Genomic DNA, 19,672 nt, shown 5'->3' with positions numbered 1-19,672 from the left:
AAGCGTGTTGCATTTCTTAGAAACACGCTCCCATTGACGGAGACTTGATCTATGACTGCGAATGTTTCAAACGGCGCGTCCAACGCCGTAACGATGGCGCATAACCATATTAATGCGCAGCATGTCGAGGAATTGGCACTGCGTCTGGTTGGATGGAACAGTGAAACCGGAACACCCGGTGAAGCCAGGTTTTCCGAACATCTGGTCTCTGTTTTGAAGGAAATTCCTTACTTCCAGCAAAATCCAAACAATATCCGCACGGTTGCAAGTCATGGCGATCCGCTGACGCATAATGTCGTCGCGCTGGTTCGTGGCAAGGGCAAGCGTACGCTTGCTCTTGCAGGTCATTTCGATACGGTTGCGACAGATAATTATCACGAGTTGAAGTCTCTGGCTTGTGAAAGCCTCAAACTCAAAGATGCACTGATTAAAGATTTGTCGAAGCGTGCACGTTCGGCACAGGAAGAACGTGCTCTGGAAGATTTGCTAAGCGGCGATTTTCTTCCGGGGCGTGGCATGCTCGACATGAAGAGTGGCCTTGCCGTTGGAATAGCATGTGCAGAAAAATTCGCCGAGGATGCAGATCGCAGTGGCAATCTCTTGCTTGTGTTCACACCGGATGAAGAACGCGAAAGCCGTGGCATGCGTTCTATGCGTAATGCGCTACCCGCGATAGCCCGTGATTTCGACATCGAAATCGCTGCTGCAATCAATCTTGATGTGACGTCTGATCAAGGAGACGGTCAGGAGGGACGCGCGGTCTACGCAGGGACGATTGGAAAGCTGTTACCATTTGCGCTGGTCATCGGACTAAGCTCGCATGCAAGCTATCCTTATGAGGGTGTGAGTGCGCAGGCAATGGCGGCTGGCATCCTTGCACGCTTTGAAGGCAATGCAGCATTGGCCGACCGTGATGAAAATGATATCTCACCACCGCCAATCTGCCTCGAGGCAAAAGACTTGCGCGATGGATATGAAGTGACCACGCCTGAACGCTTCTGGATTGCACTTAACTGGCTTTATCATGCCATGACTGCAGAAGAGCTATTTGAGCGCTTTCAGACTGAAGTGCTGGCAGGTGCTACCGAGGCTGTCGAACGTTTTGCGGGGCAGTCAGAGGCTTTCGGTCAACTGATTGGCAAACGTGCCGGCGCAACGCCAGCAGTACCGAAACTCATAACGTTCGATCAGTTGCGTGGAATGGCCGCCGAGGTTGCAGGTGAGGAGTTTGAGGCGCTTTACAGCGAGCAGGAGAAGCGCCTTTCCCACATAGACAATCCTTTATCTGTCAGCCGCCAACTGACCGAATGGCTTGTCGGTGTGGCGCATCTCTCCGGTCCTGCGGTTGTTGTTGGCTTTTCCGGTCTACATTACCCTGCGAGCCATCTTGATGACACTCAGGCTAAGGATCGCGCTTTTAAGCAGGCCATCGAGACAACCGTGCAAACATTTTCAGCCTTCCCTGGTCAGTCACTGGTCTGGAAGCCGTATTTTCAGGGAATCTCTGACATGAGTTTTCTGGGGCAGGCGACACAGGGTCAGGATGTGGTTTCCCACAACACGCCAGTTGCGCGCCTTGTCGATCAACCAGCGGATGATGCTCTACAGTTTCCGGTGGTTAACATTGGGCCGTGGGGCCGCGAGTTCCACCAGAAGCTTGAACGCGTCCATGCGCCATATGCTTTTGAAGTCTTGCCGCAGGTCGTTTCAATGATTGCGGAAGAATTATTGTCGAAGCGTGCCTGAGATTCAGCACAAAGCTATCCGACCAAGGATCAGAATCATGACCAATGAAAAGCTGAATATTGTTCCTTTCGTCAGTGTCGATCACATGATGAAGCTGGTGCTGACGGTAGGCGTTGAAACCTTTCTCAAGGAACTGGCGGAAGTGATCGAAGAAGATTTTTGCCGTTGGCAAGAGTTCGATAAAACGCCACGTATCGCATCCCATTCTGACGAAGGTGTGATTGAGTTGATGCCGACAAGTGACGGCACGCTATATGGCTTTAAGTATGTGAACGGCCATCCGAAAAATACAAAGGAAGGTCTCCAGACTGTAACGGCTTTCGGTGTGCTGGCCGATGTTGGCAGTGGTTATCCAATGCTGTTGACCGAGATGACGATTTTAACGGCATTGCGCACGGCTGCTATGTCTGCTGTCGCGGCCAGGCACCTTGCGCGTCCGGGTTCAAAGACCATGACGATCATTGGCAATGGTGCGCAGAGCGAGTTTCAGGCGCTGGCTTTCAAGGCTATTCTGGGAATCGAAAATCTGCGCCTTTTTGATATTGACCGCCTAGCGAGTGAGCGTTGCGCACGCAATCTGGGCGATACAGGGCTTTCTATTTCGATCTTTGGCACGTCTCAGGAAGCGGTTGAGGGTGCCGATATCATCACGACCGTCACAGCCGACAAGCAATATGCAACGATTCTCAGTGACAACATGGTTGGCCCTGGCGTTCATATCAATGCAGTGGGTGGCGATTGTCCGGGCAAGACAGAACTGAACAAAGACATCCTGCTCCGTTCGGACATCTTCGTTGAATACCCGCCACAGACGCGTATTGAGGGCGAAATCCAGCAACTTGATCCCGACTATCCCGTCAAGGAACTCTGGCAGGTCATCACTGGAGCTATAGAAGGCCGTTCGTCAGATCGGGCTATCACCTTGTTCGACAGTGTTGGCTTTGCAATCGAAGATTTCTCGGCACTGCGCTATGTTCGCAGCAAATTGAAGGAAACGGGGCTCTATATCGAACTTGATATGCTTGCAGATCCTGATGAGCCGCGCGACCTCTACGGAATGTTGCTGAGATGCGAAAAAAATCTTAAGGCGGCTGCTTGATACGTTGAATGAAGCCGGGAAGGGCGGAATATTTGTAAGTTCCGCCTCTTCTTCGTGGAGCGCATCACGAAAAGTGCGAAGCTGCCTTGGGGATGCGTATTAAGACAATAATTTGGAGCAACGATCTCATTCAATCACACCGAAACGCGCTCTAATGGCGACTTCTACCAGTCACGATCCCATTCCGGCTTTCCGTGAAAATGCTCAACGAGATAATCAACGAGCGCCCGCACCTTCAATGCCAGATGTCTTGCAGGTGGATAGACCGCATGGATGCCGAGCGGTTTGTCCTCATAGGCTTTTAGCAGTTGCAGTACGCGACCTTTGCGAATGGAGGGACCCGCAATAAAGCTTGGCACATGGGCAATACCCAGCCCCGCCGCTGCTGCTTCAAGACAGGCTTCACCATTGGAGAATTGCAGCCTTCCGGCAATATTGACTGCACTGGGTTCACCTTCTGGCGAAGGAGCAAATCGCCAGACAAAGGGTTCGCGGAAGTTGGTATCGATGATGCAATTATGCGTGACGAGATCACGCGGATGGTCTGGCGAGCCATGCTTTTCGACGTAGGATGGCGATGCGATCAGCACCACACGCGCATCGCAAAGCCGCCGCGCAATCAGGCTGCTATCCAGTGGCTTGCCGATCCGCACGCCAATATCAAAGCCTTCGTCGACCAGACTGACAATCCGGTCTGAAAAACTGACATCAATCTGTATATCGGGAAAAGACCGGGCAAAGTCGAGAAGAACCGGCGTTAGTCGCAATGTTCCAAACGACATGGGTGCTGTCAGCCGAATACGCCCTGTTGGTGCACCGGAAGCATTGCGGACAGCGGCATCGAGCGCATCAAAATCCTGCAAGAGCCCTTTCATGCGTTCGTAATAGGCGAAGCCGACTTCCGTTGGTGACAATGCGCGCGTTGTGCGTCTGATCAGCTGAACACCAAGGTCGGCTTCCAGTTTCGATATGAGTTTCGACGCTTGTCCGCTGCTCGTTCCAAGCCGCTGGGCGGCGGCTGAAAAACTGCCGGTATCGAGCACGGCAACGAACATGCGTTCACAATCGAGCCGATCCATAATTGTTTCCAGTTCAGCTATTATCTTTGTCGTTAGACAAGAAAATAACTGAATTTGGAAATTATCCAAGATGCAGAGTTTGCCTCAGAAAGTTGACAGCGAGAGCAGCTCCTTCGGCAGAAATCGTATGACCAACGCCCGGTAGAATATGGCAGGTCGAACTTACACCGATTTCACTTAGCTGTTGATGCGCCTTTTGGGATTCACTTGGTGCAATAACCGGATCACTTAAACCATGCACGAGCAGGGCTGGGGTAGAAAGCGAGGGGGTAAAGGGCTTCGGCGATGCCAGCCTGCCGGAAAAAGCGACAACGGCACCCAACGACCATCTGCCTGTGACCAGCGCATCAAGAGACATAATCGCGCCTTGGGAAAAGCCTACCAGTGCCACACGGTGCGGCTTATCGGAAAAGCCCTTCGCTGTCATGATCGTCTGCAAGGTTTTGTCAAAAGCCTGACGTGCATCCACAATCCGTTGCGCGCGATTTTCCGGCGTTACGCCGCTGATACTGAACCATTGCCGACCCGAACCGCCCTGATCAAACGGAAAAGGAGCATCTGGAGCGGCGAAGACCGTAGCGGGCAATGCCTGTGACCAGTATTCGCCCAGTGGAGCCAGATCGTCACCTCGGCTTCCGACACCATGCAGAAAGATTATCAGTGAATCCATGACGTTCACCCTCAGATTTCGACAGGAGCGAGGCCAGGAAGATCCGGCCCAACAGGCACGATACCGGTTGGGTTCAGTGTCTTGATGGAATAGTAGCCACGCTTTATATGGTCGATATTGACGGTCTCGCGGATGCCGGGAACTTCCAGAACGCGCATCAGCCATGCTTGCAGTGTCGGATAGTCAGTCAGGCGGCGCAGGTTGCACTTGAACAGGCTGAAATAGGCTGCATCAAAACGTACCAGCGTTACGAAAAGCCGAATATCGGCTTCCGTCAATTGATCGCCGAACAGGAAAGGACCTTTGCCCTCAAGCTTTGCTTCCAGCTCATTGAGCGTTGCGAAGACATCGCGGAAGGCTTCGTCATAAGCGATTTGCGTGGTGGCAAAGCCAGCACGATAAACACCGTTGTTAAGACGCGGATAGATATATTCGTTCAAAGCATCAATATCTGTGCGCAGAGATTCCGGATAAAGGTCGATTGTGTTGCGCGCCAGATCGCCAAAGCCAGAATTGAACATACGCAGAATATCTGCGGACTCATTGTTGACGATGGTATTCTTCTGCTTGTCCCACAGCACTGGAACCGTCGCGCGGCCGGTATAATGCGGATCCGCCTTGGTATAGATTTCGTGCATATAGGTGGCATTGTTCAGGCTGTCACGGTCAGAACCGGGATAGTCACCGAAACGCCAGCCCTGATCGGTCAGCGCAGGCTCAACAACGGAAACGGAAATGACATCTTCCAGTCCCTTGAGCTTGCGGCCGATCAATGTGCGTGAAGCCCAGGGACAGATATAGGCGACATAAAGATGGTAACGGCCTGCCTCCGCCTTGAAACCGGCGTCGCCGGTCGGGCCCGCCTGTCCATCGGGCGTGATCCAGTTGCGGAAGCCGGAAATTTGGCGCACGAAGCCGCCTTTTGCATCTTTGGCCTGCACTGGTTGCCAGTCTTCTGTCCATTTTCCGTCTACCAGCATGGTATCTGTCCCTGAAAGCTTATCTGGGATCACGGGGCATAGCCCCGTGATCCTTCGTATTATTTACCCGGCTTAAGAGCGTATGCGCCATTTCCGCCGAGTGCTACGGCTGCAAGGCCCGCAATCCAGAGTGCCAGGAATTCCCAGCCGCCATTTGGATTGGTGAAGAAGAAGCCTGCCGCACCGTGAACGGTATAGATAGCGCCGAGAAGGATCGGGATAAGAGCCACGGCGGCAATACGCGGGAAAATGCCAAGGATGAGTGCAACTGCGCCAACCAGTTCCCAGAGAATGGTGACATAGGCAAACCAGCCAGGAAGGCCGAGCGATCCGAAGAAGGCGGCCGTGCCTGCAGGGGTGAAGACGAAAATCTTCAATCCGGCGTGGGCGAGAAACAGGATGCCGAGTGCGAGACGCAGCAGCAAGATTGCATAGGGAGCGGTACGGTTGTCGATCACGATAGCCTCAATTCAAAAGGAGAAGTTGAGGGGCAACATGCCAAAAAGCCCGCGCATTGATTAGTCCATCAGCGAGAAGCTTACTTCTTCCAAAACGGAAGAAGTAAGTGCGAATTTGCGAGTGATTAGAGCGAGTTTCGATATTCCTCGATCAGATTAGCCCTCTAAACGCTTTTAGAAGCATCGTCTCTGGGCATTCGCGGCAAGCTTGTCAGCAGTTTTTGCGTATAGGCGTGTTGCGGATTGGCAAGAATATCGCGTGTATCGCCCTGTTCAACGATCCTGCCTTTCTCAAGCACGATCAGTCTTTCGCAAAGCAAAGCCACAAGTGCGATATCGTGCGAAACGACCACGAAAGTCGTGCGTTCAGACAAAGTCCGCATGAGATCAATGATACGCGCACGCGTGGTAAGATCGAGCGCACTGACGACTTCATCGGCGATAATCAGATCAGGATTGGCGACAATCGCACGCGCAATTGCAATGCGCTGACGCTGACCGCCGGAAAACTCATGCGGATAACGTGTTGCTGCATCTTCTGGCAGATCGACCGCAGCCAGTGCCTGAGCGACGGCCTTTGTAATGTCTGTCTCGATTTTCAGCGAGCGCAGCGGTTCAGCAATAATGTTGAACACGCGCTGGCGCGGATCGAGCGAGGAATAAGGATCCTGGAAAACCGCTTGAACAGAACGGCGAAAGCCACGCATGAATTTGCGGTCTTTGATGTTGAGCTTCTGGCCGCGAAAATTAACATCGCCGGACGTTGCAACCTGCAATCCCAGCAGCAGTTTGAGCATGGTTGTCTTGCCGGAGCCGGATTCACCTACAATGCCAAGATTGCTGCCGCTCTCAAGCGTGAGATCGATGCCATGCAGCACGGTTTTGCCAGCACTATAGGCAAAAGATACGTTGGAAAGATCAATGAGGCTCATCGCGCCACCTCCAATGCAGCATCGAAGGCACGCGCGGCAGCAACCAGTCCCTTGGTGTAATCCGCAACGGGATTGGCAAAAAGCGTGGACACTGGTCCCTGCTCGATCAAATTGCCGTGCCTGAGCACCAGCGCCCGTTCGGCAATGCCTGCAACGACCGGCAGGTCATGACTGATGAACAAAAGCCCCATGCCGTCATCGCGAACAAGTTGCTCAAGAAGTTTGAGGATCTCCGCCTGTGTCGTCACATCGAGCGCGGTTGTCGGCTCGTCAGCGATCAGCAGTTTTGGCCGACACGCAAGAGCCATGGCAATCGCTGCACGCTGGCGCTGACCGCCCGAAATCTCATGCGGCCATGAGCGGGCAATCCGTACCGGTTCCGGCAGGGAAACGCGATTCAGAAGCCCAATAACCTCGCGTTCAAGTTCCGCTTTGCCAAGCTTGCGGCCATCGCGCGATGCGCGGCGCTTCACCACTTCTGCAACCTGTTTGCCAATGCGCATCAGCGGATCGAGCGCGGTCATCGGTTCCTGAAAGACGGCGGCGACGCTTCGTCCACGCAGCGGAACAAGCGTATGATCACGCGCACCGATAATCTGGTGGCCGTCGAGCGTGATCGAACCGCTTGCTTTCATTCCGTCAGCAAGCAGTCCCATGACAGCCAATGCGGTCAGTGATTTGCCGGAGCCGGATTCACCGATCAGGCCGACGCGTTCGCCCTGCCCAACCGAAAAAGACAAGCCGGAAACAAGAACGCGGCCTGCTGTTTCGATTGCGAGATTTTCAACGTTCAGCAATGGGCTCATCGTTGCCTCCTCCGCGTTGGGTCAGCCACATCGCGCAAGCCATCTGCAAAAAGATTAAGCCCGATGACGAGCGAAACGAGTGCAAGACCCGGTGCGATTGCACCGAAGGGAGCTGTATAAACCGAAGCCTGCGCTTCCTGCAGCAGTCGCCCCCAGGATGCATTGGGTGGCGGAGCACCAAGCCCGAGATAAGAGAGTGAGGCTTCAGCAATAACCGCCAGTCCGAACAGAAGTGCAAAATTGACGATAAGTGTTGGCCAGATGTTCGGCAGCACATGCAGGCGGACGACGCCGAGCCAAGAAGTGCCGGAAATGCGCGATGCTGTGACATAATCCATCGCCAGAACACGTTTGGCGAGAATGCGGGTCAACCGCGCGACAATTGCTGCACCAGCAATACCAATTGCGAGAATGGCCGTCGAAAGGCTTGCGCCATCGCTTGAAGCGACGATCAGCATTGCAAGCAGCAATGTCGGGAAAGCAATCAGAATATCGAGCGTCGCAGCCAGTATGTCGTCGAGCGTCTGCGTCGCAAAAGCGGCCAGAACGCCAATGGTAACGCCAATTACTGCGCTGATGGTGACCGCCCCAAGCCCGACAACGAGCGCAATGCGTGAGCCGACCATGATCTGTGTCATGAGATCGCGACCCAGCCGGTCGGTGCCTGCCCAATGCTCCCATGACGGCGCTTCAAGCCGTCCGCCAACCATGTCGCCAACCCCATAAGGCGTCCAGAACAGGGTAAGCACCGCAACAATGACATGAATGCCAACAAGAATACCGCCGGCCACGAGCGGCCATGGCAATCGTAAACCTTGCGAAGATGTGGTGATGCTGCTCATGTGCGGCCTCCCGCAGAGCGGCTGCGCAATCGCGGATCGATCAGCCGCTGCGCGAGGTCGGCGGCGAAGCCCACCAGAAGAACCAGAAGCGTCGAGACGAACAAGACACCTTGTACATTGGGATAATCGCGCTGCTCAATGCCCAAAAGCAGCATGGAGCCGAGGCCGGGGAGCGAGAAAACGCGTTCCACAACCACAGCACCGAGAAACGTTGAGGCGAGTTCGATACCAAGGATCGAAATCACAGGAACCGCACCGTTTCGGATGCCATGGCGGATCAGCGCTTGTGAGAACGTAGAACCCAGCGCGCGTGCCGTGCGCAGATAGTCACTGCCCAATACATCCTGCGTTGCCGAACGAACATAGCGGATCAGCGATGCCGACATGACTATGGCAATGGTGATGACTGGCAATGTCAGCGACTGAAATGCAGCAGGTGCGGATTGCCATCCACGCGATGGAAAACCGCCCGATGGAAACATGCGCAGTTTCACCGCGAACACCCAGACCAGCAGAATGCCGATCCAGAAAACCGGCACCGCAATGCCCAACTGTGAAATCACTGAAATGATCGAGCCATACCAGCTTTTCTGACGCACGACCGACAGGATGCCGAACGGCACGGCGATGATGATTGCGAGCACAAATGCCATCAGTGTCAGTGGCAGCGTTACGATCAGGCGTTTGCCGATTTCAGTCAAAACAGGTGCGCCGCTGACAAAGGAATTGCCGAGATCAAAGCGCATAAGCGAGCCGATGAACTGTGTGAATTGTTGATAAAGCGGGAGGTCGGACCCGACCTGTTTGCGCGCAGCTTCAATCTGCGCGGCGTCCGCACCAACCGAGACCAGCGCATTTGCCGGATCACCCGGCAAAAGGCGCAGCAGCAAAAACAGAATGATAGCTGCAACGAATACCGACAGGATCAGAATGGCCGAACGGCGCAGAATATAGGCAAGAATGGCGAATACCTCTCGGGCATGAGGGAGCAGTTTTGGGCCACTCAGAATGCGATAACGCCGCCGGAAAATAATTCAGGCGGCGCTTCGTGTCGAGTATCAGTTCTCGATTATGGACAGCAGATTATTCAGCGGCCTTTGTAATATCATAAGCAAAGAACTGCGAATTCAGGCCATTGACCGGATAGCCGCTCACCGACTTTTTTGAGACTACGATCTGCGGATAGAGATAAAACCAGTTGCTGGCTGCATCTTCTGCAATGATCTTGTTGGCTTCGGTCAGCTTGGCCGTCTGTTCATCGGTGGTGGAGCTTGCTTCGGCTTCCTTGATCAGATCCACAACCTTCGGGTTGTTATAACCCCAATAGAAATCCGGATTGCCGTAAAACACGATATCGCGGTGGTTCACGTGCTCCTGCAGGGTTGCCTGGAAATCATGCGCCTTATAGACCTTCGTGTACCATTCATTGGCCGTGATGATGTTGATGTTCACCTTCACGCCGATCTTGGCCAGTTCGCTCTGGATGAACTGCGCTGCAATCGGGTGCGGATCATAGTTCGGTGTATCGATGGTGAAGCTGAAGCCATCGGGATAGCCAGCTTCCTTCAAGAGCTCCTTGGCGCTTTCAGGATTATAGGCATCCACGCCGGTCAGATCGACATACCAGGGATCTGTTGGCGGAACGAATGAGCCGATCAGTGTGCCATAGTCGCCCCAAACCGCGTTCAGAAGCTTCTTGTCGTCGATGGCACGCGCCAGCGCCTTACGAACTTTCACATTGTCGAAAGGTGCAATACGGTCGTTATACGCGAGAAGCAGCTTGGTCGTGGACTTGCCTTCACTGACGGTAAAATCAGGATTGTCCTTGAACTGGGCCAGCGAATCCGGGCTCTGAACCGATGTGATGATGTCTACAGAGCCAGTCAGAAGTGCATTGTTGAGCGCGCTTGCATCGGTGAAATACTGGAAAACAACCTCTTCGTTCTTTGGCTTCGAACCCCAGTAATCGTCAAAGCGCTTGATCGCGAGGGATGAACCGCGACGCCAGTCTTCCAGCGCGTAAGGTCCGGTGCCGTCTTCCTTCGATTGCAGATCGCTTGCTTCGTCATTCACAACCCAGACATAGCTGAGATTGTAAGGCAACGAAATCGAGCGGGACGAAAGCTTGACGACGACAGTTTCATCATCTGGCGTTTCGATGCCTGTAATGGTCTTGAGGCTGCTTTTGCGCGAGCTTTTGGATTCAGGCGCTGCAACACGCTCGATGGAGAACTTGACGTCCTTCGAGGTCAGCGGCGCGCCTGAATGGAATTTTACGCCGGGCTGAAGCTTGAACGTATAGGTCAGACCATCGTCGCTGACCGTGTAATCTTTCGAGAGAACAGGCTCGACAGTGCCATTGTCGTCCAGGCGGAACAGCGCTTCATAGACGTTGCCGTTAAAAGCTTCGTTGATGCCCTGACCAGCGCCTGCGGTATTATCGAGGTTCTGCGGCTCGTAGAGCGACCCGATATTGATGGTAGCGTCAGGGTTGCTTTGCTGCGCATTTGCCTGAGCGAACGAGCCGAATGCAAGCGCAACGGTCAGTGCCGTCGTCAGCCCCCAATTGCTCAAATTCATTTTGCGATTGCGAATGGTCAAACCGCTCATTTTATTCTCCTGCTTCGAGGTCGCCATAAGGCCCTCAGTTGATACAGGTTATACAGCGACCGTCAGAGCATCGATAAGCGGTGTAGCTGCGCCATACGGGGATTCTTTAGAAGATTATTCTATAATAAATAAAATTGATGGGCAATTTATCCGTCACCCTGGGCTGATACCCACCAACAGCAAAAATTGCGTTATCAAGCGGGCAAGTCTTATATAAACGATCACAAACAAAAGACTGGTGATGCTGGATTGTGCCCTATTGGTCCAGTGGCCAAATTGCATCCTAAATTTCATTGAGAGAATATGATGAGCCAGATTGATCGCGCCAGAAGCCAGTCTCTTTTGAGAGCAGCAGGGCTTGATGCGCTTACGCTGTTTCAGCCCGAAAACTTCCGTTATGCGACCGGGGTGACAGCCGGTGTTGCAACGATGTGGGGGCGGGCGGGTTCGGCAATTGCGCTGGTGCCAGCCGATGACAAGGCAAAACTCGGCGTCGTCATCAGCGATCATGCCTACGCTGCTGCAGCGCATCTTGGCGACAGGATCGATTTCCGCACCCATCGCATCTGGATCGATATGGTGACGGTTAAAAATGCCAGAACAATTGAAGACATCAATGCGGCCTACAGGCAGGCAAACAATGTCGGCCCGCGCGCCGAGACATTTGATCAGGATGCAGCTTTCAGGCTTTTAGCCGATCTGCTGGCAGAGCGTGGACTTTCGAAAGCGCGTATCGGTGTTGATCTGGAGTTCATGCCAGCGGCTGATTTTGCAGCTCTCCAAAAAGCGCTTCCATCGGTCGATTGGCAGGACGCATCCATTCTTGTCAAGCGCCTGCGGCTCATCAAGAATGCCCGCGAAATCGAGTATCTGCGCAATGCAGCCCGTTATGCAGAAAGCGGGCTGGAAAATATGTTGAAAACCGCCCGACGTGGCTCCAGCCTGAACGCGCTTTCGGCAGCCTGGCTTGAGGGCGCCACAAAGGAAGCCAGCCGGAATGGCCAGGTCCTTTCCGGGCACTGGGCTTATATCTCGACCGGCCCTGATCTTCAGGACATGAAGGCTGAGCTCAAAGATGGTGATCTTGTGAAAGCTGATGTCGGTACACTCATTAACGGTTATTCGTCGGACGGTGCGCGCACCTATGTTTGCGGCAAGCCTGATCCGCTTGCGAGCGAAATCTACAAGGTGCTGCAGGAAAGCTTTTCGGTGGGCGAAGCGCTGTTAAAGCCCGGTACGCGGTTCTGCGATGTTCATGCAGCAATGCTTGGCGTCATGCGTGAGCGCGGTTTCAGCGAATATTATCGCGGCCATTTTGGCCATTCGGTGGGTGCTGCCGTTGGTATTGAAGAGTGGCCGTTTATCTCAAGCAGCAACGAAATGTTGATTGAACCGAATATGGTGCTGGCGCTGGAAACACCGTTTTATGCCAATGGGCTCGGCGCGCTGATGATCGAAGAACAGTTTCTGATAACCGAAAGCGGCGCTGAGAGTATGAACAGGCTTTCAAGAGAGCTGCTCTCTATTGGTTAAATCCCTGCACCGCGCAAAAGGTGAAGCGGGGATTTTCGCTTCTTTGACTGCTCTGGCTCCTGAAAACGGAGCGAACGGGCAAGCGCGCTTAAAAGGTCTGTCTGTGATATCAGACCCTGCACAACATTGTCGCGATCCGTTACGATAACGGCATGTGCGCGTCCGTCGGTCAACTGTGGCACCAGTCCGACCACCGGATCGTCCGCTGAAGCCGTGAGCGCCTCGGTCATCAACGAGCCTGCATCAGCGCCGGTGTTCTGTAGCTCACGCAATCCAACCGTCCCCTTGAGTTTACCCGCTCCATCGACCACCGGCAGTGTGCGGATATTATGCGTGAGTAGCAATTCCCTCGCCTTGTCCGGCGTGTCATCTTCGGTGATGGAAATCACATCGCGCGACATGATGTCCTTTGCCTGCGATTTGCCATGGGTGCGAACAAGCGCTTCCATCTCAACCTGTCTTAACAGGCGATCCAGATCCGAGGGATCAATATCGAAAGTTTCATCGACAGTTTGCAGTGCCTTGTTCACATCATCTGAATTGAAGCCGACGCGTAAAGGTGCAGGAAGATCGCTGGTCTTATGCGTGTTGACCGGAGCTGCCGCCGGCAAATGCGGATATTTGCGTCGTGTGAGCTTGTGAAACGCGATGCCGAGCGCAACCAGCATTATCGAGTTCAACCCGACAGGGATGAAGGCAAACTGATAACCAAGTCCTGTTACGGCTGGACCACCGATTACGGCTGTCAAAGCGGCCGCGCCACCTGGCGGATGCAGGCAGCGGCCAAACGACATGGCAGCGATGGCAAGGCCGACACTCAGGCCGCTGGCGAGCACCTGATGGTCGACAAATTTTGCAATTGTTATGCCAACCAGCGCTGAAATCACGTTGCCGCCGATGATTGACCACGGCTGTGCCAAGGGACTGGCCGGAACAGCGAAAATAAGCACCGCAGAAGCACCAATCGGAGCAACGATGATGGGCAGAGCCATCGACTGCCCCAATAGGAGTGCCGTGATAAAACCTGTGAGGCCAATACCCAGCAAAGCACCGAAACACGCGATCAGGCGATCGCGCAAATTCGCGCCAGCCAATATAGGTATAAACAGACGAAACCGGCTGAACATCGTCAATTCCTTCTCATTTTTAGTGAGCGTGGTACGATCACAACCTTCAGCCGGAATGACCCAGGTCCATCACAGATGTCATGATCAGATATTTTGTCTCACTTAAATTGGAAAGAAATTATTTTTCGCACCTTTTAAAGATCGAGCCTTTATGGATGCTGAGCCCCCGTGACGGTAAGATAGACTGCATAAAGCGATTTTGTTGCAGCAATGAAAAGCCGGTTGCGGCGTGGGCCGCCAAAGGCAATATTTGCGACCGTCTGTGGCGTCTTGATCTTGCCGAGAAGTTCACCCTGCGGTGAAAAGCAATGCACGCCATCGCCAGCGCTGGTCCATAGATTGCCATCCGTGTCAAAACGGAAGCCATCCGGCAGGCCGTTATCTATCGTGCAGAAAACCTTGCCGCCGGTTACACGCGCACCACCGTCAACTACATCAAAAACACGGATATGACGTGGCGCCGTTTCGTCGTGGCTATAGGCGCTATCGGCCACAAAGAGCTTCGTTTCATCCGGTGAAAAGGCGAGACCGTTCGGCTGCTGAAAGTCTGTTATAACGGCTGTAAGCTCACCGCTTTTGGGATCAAGACGATAAACATTGCGTGTTGGCTGTTCGGGAACAGCTTTATATCCTTCATAATCGGCCATGATGCCGTAGGTCGGGTCGGTAAACCAGATTGTGCCGTCAGAGTGCACGATGACGTCATTGGGTGCGTTAAGCTTTTTGCCCTGATAGCTGTCCGCAAGAACGGTGATGCTGCCGTCCAGTTCCGTGCGGGTGACACGGCGTCCGCCGTGTTCGCATGAAACCAGCCGTCCTTCACGATCACGCGTATTTCCGTTGGCAAAATTCGAAGGCTGGCGGAAGACAGAAACGCCACCCTCCGGCACCCAGCGTAAAATACGCTGGTTCGGAATGTCGCTCCATAGAAGACAATTCAGGTCGCCAAACCAGACCGGTCCTTCGGCCCAGCGGCAGTCATTGTAAAGCTCATCGAGAGCAGCACTCGGCACGATCATCTGCTTGAAGCGATCGTCGTGAATTTCGTAAGTCGAAGGATGCTGAGACAAGGAAATTACTCCGGGGAATGCTGTTTAACGCTCAGATCTGCGGCTGCTGGCAAGGAAGATCACCGCAATGATGGTCAATCCCGTAAGGACCAGACGAACACCGGCACCGAAGCCATAGGTGTTGAGCATGGAGACTATGAGAAACATGAAGAGAGCGGCACCCCAGATGCCGGGGATATTGGAATCACCACCGGCGACCGCTGTGCCTCCAATGATGACGACGGCAATCGACATCAGCAGATATTCAGCACCCATATTGAGTGCCGCACCACCCGAGAAACAGGCAAGTAGAAAGCCGCAGAGCGAAGCCAGAATCCCACAGAGCAAATAGGTGACGAAGCGTGTTCCATCGACCGGAACGCCTGCCATGCGTGCGGCAAACGGGTTTTGTCCAATGGCGGAAATCCAGCGACCATAAATGCTTTTCTTGAGAAGCACCCAGCCTAAGATCGACAGAAGCAGCGCCACGAGTGCAACGTTGGGGATACCAAAGATGGAGGATGTGGTGAACTGAGCCAAAACTTCAGGAGGCTTTACGCGTAAGCCGCGATTGCTCCAGATAGCAGTTGACTGAATAAGAAAGCTCATCGACAGGGTTGCAATGATCGGCGGGATGCGCAGCAGCTTGATCAGCGCATAATTGCAGACACCAATGCCAAGGCCGACCAGCAGTGCAACTGCAAGCCCCGCCAGCACCATGCTGTCCTGCGAATCCATCAGTTTCAATGCCAATGTTGCAGCAAGGGTCATGGTGGCAGGAACCGAGAGATCGATATTGCCGGGTCCAAGCGTGATTACGAACATCTGTCCGAGGCCGACAATCACTGAAAATGATGCGAAGGTGAAGGCCGCATGAGAAAGCCCTGCGGCACCCGCGCCGCCCGTAAACAATACGGTGATGATCCAGACCGCGATGGTTGCGATGAACGACCATATCCATGGACGGCTTGTTAGAACGGAGACAGCGTTCATTGCTTTTTCTCCCGGCGGTCAAGGCGATTGAGGAAGAGGCGAAGCGCCAGCACGATGATGAGGATTCCACCCTGCGCGCCAATTTGCCAGTCAGGTGAGATCCGCATGAAGGAGAGGAAGGAACCCGCAAGGGTGAGAGTCAGCGCTCCGATGACTGCGCCAACGGGAGAAATACGGCCACCAACAAATTCGCCGCCACCCAGAATAACCCCGGCAATGGAGAGCAGCGTATAGCGCAATGCAATATTGGCATCTGCCGAGGTGGTCAGTCCCACAAGGGCAATCCCTGCAAGCACTGCAAAAAATGCCGCAAGTGCATAGGTTCCGGCGCGGATTGCTGTAATCGACCAGCCAGCGCGCTCAATGGAACGCCCATTGCCGCCTGCACCACGCATCAGCACACCAAAGGTTGTGCGCATGACGATGAAATGCGTGACGATGGCAATCAGAATACTTGCGACAATCGCCATAGGTATAAATGGCGGTTTTGTGGTCATGATCCAACGTGCCCAATCCGGGGCCTGTCCACCGGGTGAGGGAAGGAGCAGAACCGCCAACCCACCCCAAACAAAGCTCATGCCGAGCGTGACGACGATAGATGGCAGATTGCGCAGATGGATGATGGCACCCAGTGCTGCATAGGCTGCGATTGCTGCTGCAAGGATCAGAACACCGATGAGAGGGTCGGTGTTAAGATAGGTCGCGGCAACACAGACCACAAAGCTCACGAAGGTTCCCATCGAAAGATCAAGATCATTGACTGCCATGATCAGCATCTGCGCGATTGTTGCGAGTGCAATCGGGACGGCGAGATTGAACAGCAGGTTAAGGCCGGTATAACTCATGGCACGCGGCTGCATGTAGAAAACAGCGGCCAGCAGCAAAGCGAGCGAGAAGACCGGCGTCAGCAGGCGGAGAGATGAAGCGGAGAGACGCATTATTCGTGTCCTCCCTCAAAGGATGCAGCAAGCACGTTCTTTTCCGTAATTTCGTCGCCGATAAGTTCTGTCACGATTGCACCGTCGCGGAAGACATAGACGCGATCACACAATTCAATCTCGTCCATTTCGGTGGAATACCAGACAAAGGTGCGGCCATTTTCAGCTTCCTGGCGCAGGATTTCATAGACTTCCTGCTTGGTGCCGACATCCACGCCGCGCATGGGGTCGTCCATCAAAATGGCATTGGCGCTGGTCGCAAGCGCGCGGGCAAAAAGCACTTTCTGCTGATTGCCGCCTGAAAGCGAAAGAATGCGATTGCCCATATCCGGTGTGCGTATCTGGATCTTGTCTTTCCATTGCGCGCCGAGTTGATCTTCGCGTGACTGATCGACGAGCTTCAGCGATGAGAGACGATCAAGCGAACCAATGGTGAGATTATGCAGGATGCTCCAGAGCGGAAACGTGCCGTTGAGGCTGCGATCACCTGCCACAAATGCGATCTCGCAATTGCGCGCAGGCAACCAGTTTGGCCGACGCGCATAATAAAGATTGAGCAGCATCTTGGTTTGACCATGACCGGCAAGCCCAGCGAGGCCGATAACTTCGCCCTTGAAAGCCTGAAACGGCTTGTTGTCATTGGAGCGCTTTTTTGCAGAGAGAACGGCTGTGCCTGAGGTGTCCGCTTTTGCCGTACGGCGCGCTGCTTTTTCACGCTCGACGCTGCCCATGGCTTCGACAAGGCTGCGATTGGTGAAATCGCTTGCGGCGCGATTGGCAACAACCCTGCCGTCTTTCATCACGACGATGCGGTCGGATGTCGAGAGGATTTCACCCAGCATATGCGAAATGAGGATCACCGAACCACCTGTGCCGACAAAGCGACGGACATAGGCCATCAGCTGTGCGGCAATGCCCGCATCGAGCGATGAGGTCGGTTCATCGAGAATGACCAGCTTTGGGGCTATGCCGGGTGCGGTGAAGTTAATCGCGATTTCGACCATCTGCCGTTCGGCAATCGACAACTCATCGACAGTTGCCGAACAATCGATCTTGTGACCGGGGAAAATCTCATTGAGCTTGTTTGTTATGAGATCAACAGCCTTGCCGCGCCAGTTGGCGCCCGCAAGGTCGCGCTGCATGATGCGGACATTTTCGGCAATTGTCAGATTAGGGAAGAGCGACAATTCCTGAAAGACGCAGCGAACGCCATGCCTGCGCGCTGTCGCCACGCCATGGCCTGCCTCACCGTGATAGGAAAGGCTGCCTTCGTGCGGGGTAAGGCCGCCATTGATGACGTTGACGATAGTGGATTTGCCTGCTCCATTATGGCCGACAAGTCCCACACACTCGCCTTCATGGATCACAAGCTCAGCGCCATCCAGTGCCTTTACCGCACCAAACTGCACGCGAATATTGCGTGCGGCGACGACTTCGCCTTTGTCGATTGAATTTGCCATGCACTCGAACTGTATTGGAGATATATGGGAGGGGCAGGCATGAGACACGCCCACCCCCTGGGAGATAAGGTGATGAGGTTACTTTGCGTCCGCAATGACCTTCTGCGCGTCTTCAAGCGAATATTCGACATTCGCGACGCCACCCTTCTGGGTGTTGGCAAGCTCCTTATCCAGCGTGTCCTGATTGACGCTCAGGAATGGCACGACGAGGTCTTTCTTGACTTCTTTGCCATCGAGAATCTGCTGGGCGACCCAGAAGGCGAGTGTTGAAACGCCGGGCGCAATTGAAACCGACATGGTTTCGTAGCCGTTCGCATCTTTCTGTTGCTTCCACCACTGAAGTTCGTCTTCGCGGTTGCCCATGATGATGATCGGCGTTTCGCGCTTTGCTGCGGCAAAAGCCTGTGCTGCGCCGTAACCGTCGCCGCCCTGTGTTACAACAGCATCGATCTTAGGCAGACTTGGCAAAACACCTGCCACCGCACGCTGCGCAACATCAGCCGCCCAGTCGCCGTGCACAGAACCAACGATTTTGAAATTCGGGTGTTTCTTTACGCCTTCCAGAATGCCAGCGTGGATTTCGTCATCGACAGAAACGCCGGCAAGACCGCGAATTTCGAGCAGATTGCCACCTTCAGGAAGACGCTTGGCGAGATAATCGATCTGGCCTTCGCCTATTCCCTTGAAATCAACTGCAATGCGCCATGCACAAGGCTCGGTAACGATACCGTCGAAGGAAACGACGGTGATGCCCGCATCGCAGGCTTCCTTGACGGCACCATTAAGAGCGGTTGGCGATGCGGCATTGACGACGATGGCATCATAGCCCTGCAAAATCATGTTCTGGATTTGCGCTGCCTGTTCGGTGGCCTGGTTTTCAGCGGTGGTGAAAGCATCGGCCGCAGAAACTGCACCAGCGCTGACGGCTTCTTTCGTCACCTTGTCCCAGCTCTGTAGCATCGCCTGACGCCATGAGTTACCGGCGTAATTGTTGGAGAATGCGATCTTCTTCGATGATGTGTCAGCAAATGCACTACCGCTTGCCATCAATGTGGCGAATGCTGCAGATGCCAAAAGAATTTTCCCAAGCTTCATTTTATTCCTCCCAGTTGCAAATATCCGCCCCGCAGCGCCTGTCAGCGCTTCGGATCGTTCGAATTTGAATGTGGCGCGAAACCTCCCGCACCGCCGCTCCTCAACAGCATCAGCTCGCCCATGACATTTCCTGTTGTCTTGCGGGCAATTTTCTGATGAAGCGAAGATGAAACAAATGCGTTGCACTGTGAAGGCTGATCGCAGCAACCATGCTGCGGGTTTACGCAGCAAAATTGCGGGAACCCGCAAGACGCG

Annotated in this window: 18 protein-coding genes; 3 read left to right on the top strand and 15 right to left on the bottom strand. The window is 53.9% G+C overall.

The features are described from left to right. The first annotated feature begins 51 nt into the window (after positions 1 to 51). Both H5024_RS13555 and H5024_RS13550 read left to right on the top strand, forming a co-directional pair. Positions 52 to 1,746 (top strand): M20/M25/M40 family metallo-hydrolase, encoded by a 1,695-nt coding sequence (locus H5024_RS13555; RefSeq protein WP_187547690.1) that lies wholly within the window; start codon positions 52 to 54, stop codon positions 1,744 to 1,746. A 37-nt stretch (positions 1,747 to 1,783) separates the two neighbouring features. Then, a complete protein-coding gene (locus H5024_RS13550; RefSeq protein WP_187547688.1) occupies positions 1,784 to 2,845 on the top strand; it encodes an ornithine cyclodeaminase in 1,062 nt (353 codons plus the stop codon). A gap of 164 nt (positions 2,846 to 3,009) precedes the next feature. On the opposite strand, the gene H5024_RS13545 is transcribed toward H5024_RS13550, so the two are convergent. From H5024_RS13545 to H5024_RS13505, 9 genes are all read right to left on the bottom strand, one after another. Then, positions 3,010 to 3,924: a LysR family transcriptional regulator gene (locus tag H5024_RS13545; RefSeq protein WP_187547686.1), complete on the bottom strand. Its 915-nt coding sequence runs from the start codon at positions 3,922 to 3,924 to the stop codon at positions 3,010 to 3,012. Positions 3,925 to 3,985: 61 nt separating this feature from the next. Beyond that, positions 3,986 to 4,594, bottom strand: a complete 609-nt coding sequence (locus tag H5024_RS13540; RefSeq protein WP_187547685.1) for a dienelactone hydrolase family protein — start codon at positions 4,592 to 4,594, stop codon at positions 3,986 to 3,988. Positions 4,595 to 4,605: 11 nt separating this feature from the next. Continuing rightward, a complete protein-coding gene (locus H5024_RS13535) occupies positions 4,606 to 5,574 on the bottom strand; it encodes a glutathione S-transferase family protein (RefSeq protein WP_187547684.1) in 969 nt (322 codons plus the stop codon). 59 nt (positions 5,575 to 5,633) lie between these two features. Beyond that, complete coding sequence (locus H5024_RS13530; RefSeq protein ID WP_187547683.1) at positions 5,634 to 6,032, bottom strand: DoxX family protein; 399 nt, start codon at positions 6,030 to 6,032, stop codon at positions 5,634 to 5,636. Positions 6,033 to 6,196: 164 nt separating this feature from the next. Beyond that, positions 6,197 to 6,964: an ABC transporter ATP-binding protein gene (locus H5024_RS13525; protein WP_187547682.1), complete on the bottom strand. Its 768-nt coding sequence runs from the start codon at positions 6,962 to 6,964 to the stop codon at positions 6,197 to 6,199. Beyond that, positions 6,961 to 7,770 carry an ABC transporter ATP-binding protein gene (locus tag H5024_RS13520; RefSeq protein WP_187547680.1) on the bottom strand — a complete coding sequence of 270 codons (810 nt, stop codon included), beginning with the start codon at positions 7,768 to 7,770 and terminating at the stop codon, positions 6,961 to 6,963. Before H5024_RS13520 ends, H5024_RS13525 begins: the two co-directional genes overlap by 4 nt. Further along, positions 7,767 to 8,612, bottom strand: a complete 846-nt coding sequence (locus tag H5024_RS13515) for an ABC transporter permease (RefSeq protein ID WP_187547677.1) — start codon at positions 8,610 to 8,612, stop codon at positions 7,767 to 7,769. Before H5024_RS13515 ends, H5024_RS13520 begins: the two co-directional genes overlap by 4 nt. Then, the gene (locus tag H5024_RS13510; RefSeq protein ID WP_282186082.1) at positions 8,609 to 9,559 is read right to left on the bottom strand and encodes an ABC transporter permease; all 951 of its coding nucleotides are present in this window, start codon (positions 9,557 to 9,559) and stop codon (positions 8,609 to 8,611) included. Before H5024_RS13510 ends, H5024_RS13515 begins: the two co-directional genes overlap by 4 nt. Positions 9,560 to 9,695: 136 nt before the next feature. Then, positions 9,696 to 11,222: an ABC transporter substrate-binding protein gene (locus H5024_RS13505; RefSeq protein WP_187547675.1), complete on the bottom strand. Its 1,527-nt coding sequence runs from the start codon at positions 11,220 to 11,222 to the stop codon at positions 9,696 to 9,698. 306 nt (positions 11,223 to 11,528) lie between these two features. On the opposite strand from H5024_RS13505, the gene H5024_RS13500 reads away from it, so the two are divergent. Next, positions 11,529 to 12,755, top strand: a complete 1,227-nt coding sequence (locus H5024_RS13500) for a Xaa-Pro peptidase family protein (protein ID WP_187548620.1) — start codon at positions 11,529 to 11,531, stop codon at positions 12,753 to 12,755. Here H5024_RS13500 and H5024_RS13495 read toward each other — a convergent pair. The 6 genes from H5024_RS13495 to H5024_RS13470 form a co-directional block, all read right to left on the bottom strand. Further along, the gene (locus H5024_RS13495; protein WP_187547672.1) at positions 12,752 to 13,882 is read right to left on the bottom strand and encodes an HPP family protein; all 1,131 of its coding nucleotides are present in this window, start codon (positions 13,880 to 13,882) and stop codon (positions 12,752 to 12,754) included. The two genes, H5024_RS13500 and H5024_RS13495, sit on opposite strands and share 4 nt — an antisense overlap. 149 nt (positions 13,883 to 14,031) lie before the next feature. Further along, a complete protein-coding gene (locus H5024_RS13490) occupies positions 14,032 to 14,901 on the bottom strand; it encodes an SMP-30/gluconolactonase/LRE family protein (protein ID WP_187548619.1) in 870 nt (289 codons plus the stop codon). Between the two features lie 75 nt (positions 14,902 to 14,976). Further along, positions 14,977 to 15,924: an ABC transporter permease gene (locus H5024_RS13485; RefSeq protein ID WP_187547669.1), complete on the bottom strand. Its 948-nt coding sequence runs from the start codon at positions 15,922 to 15,924 to the stop codon at positions 14,977 to 14,979. After that, complete coding sequence (locus H5024_RS13480; RefSeq protein WP_187547666.1) at positions 15,921 to 16,862, bottom strand: ABC transporter permease; 942 nt, start codon at positions 16,860 to 16,862, stop codon at positions 15,921 to 15,923. The genes H5024_RS13485 and H5024_RS13480 overlap by 4 nt, the downstream gene beginning before the upstream one ends. Next, complete coding sequence (locus tag H5024_RS13475) at positions 16,862 to 18,322, bottom strand: sugar ABC transporter ATP-binding protein (protein ID WP_187547664.1); 1,461 nt, start codon at positions 18,320 to 18,322, stop codon at positions 16,862 to 16,864. The genes H5024_RS13480 and H5024_RS13475 overlap by 1 nt, the downstream gene beginning before the upstream one ends. Positions 18,323 to 18,400: 78 nt before the next feature. After that, positions 18,401 to 19,417 (bottom strand): ABC transporter substrate-binding protein, encoded by a 1,017-nt coding sequence (locus H5024_RS13470; protein ID WP_187547661.1) that lies wholly within the window; start codon positions 19,415 to 19,417, stop codon positions 18,401 to 18,403. Positions 19,418 to 19,672 lie beyond the last annotated feature (255 nt).

This window comes from Ochrobactrum sp. Marseille-Q0166 (assembly GCF_014397025.1).
GTDB lineage: Bacteria > Pseudomonadota > Alphaproteobacteria > Rhizobiales > Rhizobiaceae > Brucella.
The sequence above is the reverse complement of the archived record's forward strand: the minus strand, read 5'-3'. Positions and strand labels throughout refer to the sequence as shown.

Bases quoted from the DNA above. Each gene is read 5' to 3' on its own strand.
- H5024_RS13525 (WP_187547682.1), bottom strand. From the start codon at position 6,964: ATGAGCCTCATTGATCTTTCCAACGTATCTTTTGCCTATAGTGCTGGC.
- H5024_RS13495 (WP_187547672.1), bottom strand. From the start codon at position 13,882: ATGTTCAGCCGGTTTCGTCTGTTTATACCTATATTGGCTGGCGCGAAT.
- H5024_RS13515 (WP_187547677.1), bottom strand. From the start codon at position 8,612: ATGAGCAGCATCACCACATCTTCGCAAGGTTTACGATTGCCATGGCCG.
- H5024_RS13475 (WP_187547664.1), bottom strand. From the start codon at position 18,322: ATGGCAAATTCAATCGACAAAGGCGAAGTCGTCGCCGCACGCAATATT.
- H5024_RS13470 (WP_187547661.1), bottom strand. From the start codon at position 19,417: ATGAAGCTTGGGAAAATTCTTTTGGCATCTGCAGCATTCGCCACATTG.
- H5024_RS13480 (WP_187547666.1), bottom strand. From the start codon at position 16,862: ATGCGTCTCTCCGCTTCATCTCTCCGCCTGCTGACGCCGGTCTTCTCG.
- H5024_RS13490 (WP_187548619.1), bottom strand. From the start codon at position 14,901: ATGATCGTGCCGAGTGCTGCTCTCGATGAGCTTTACAATGACTGCCGC.
- H5024_RS13555 (WP_187547690.1), top strand. From the start codon at position 52: ATGACTGCGAATGTTTCAAACGGCGCGTCCAACGCCGTAACGATGGCG.
- H5024_RS13505 (WP_187547675.1), bottom strand. From the start codon at position 11,222: ATGAGCGGTTTGACCATTCGCAATCGCAAAATGAATTTGAGCAATTGG.
- H5024_RS13520 (WP_187547680.1), bottom strand. From the start codon at position 7,770: ATGAGCCCATTGCTGAACGTTGAAAATCTCGCAATCGAAACAGCAGGC.
- H5024_RS13550 (WP_187547688.1), top strand. From the start codon at position 1,784: ATGACCAATGAAAAGCTGAATATTGTTCCTTTCGTCAGTGTCGATCAC.
- H5024_RS13545 (WP_187547686.1), bottom strand. From the start codon at position 3,924: ATGGATCGGCTCGATTGTGAACGCATGTTCGTTGCCGTGCTCGATACC.
- H5024_RS13535 (WP_187547684.1), bottom strand. From the start codon at position 5,574: ATGCTGGTAGACGGAAAATGGACAGAAGACTGGCAACCAGTGCAGGCC.
- H5024_RS13485 (WP_187547669.1), bottom strand. From the start codon at position 15,924: ATGAACGCTGTCTCCGTTCTAACAAGCCGTCCATGGATATGGTCGTTC.
- H5024_RS13540 (WP_187547685.1), bottom strand. From the start codon at position 4,594: ATGGATTCACTGATAATCTTTCTGCATGGTGTCGGAAGCCGAGGTGAC.
- H5024_RS13500 (WP_187548620.1), top strand. From the start codon at position 11,529: ATGAGCCAGATTGATCGCGCCAGAAGCCAGTCTCTTTTGAGAGCAGCA.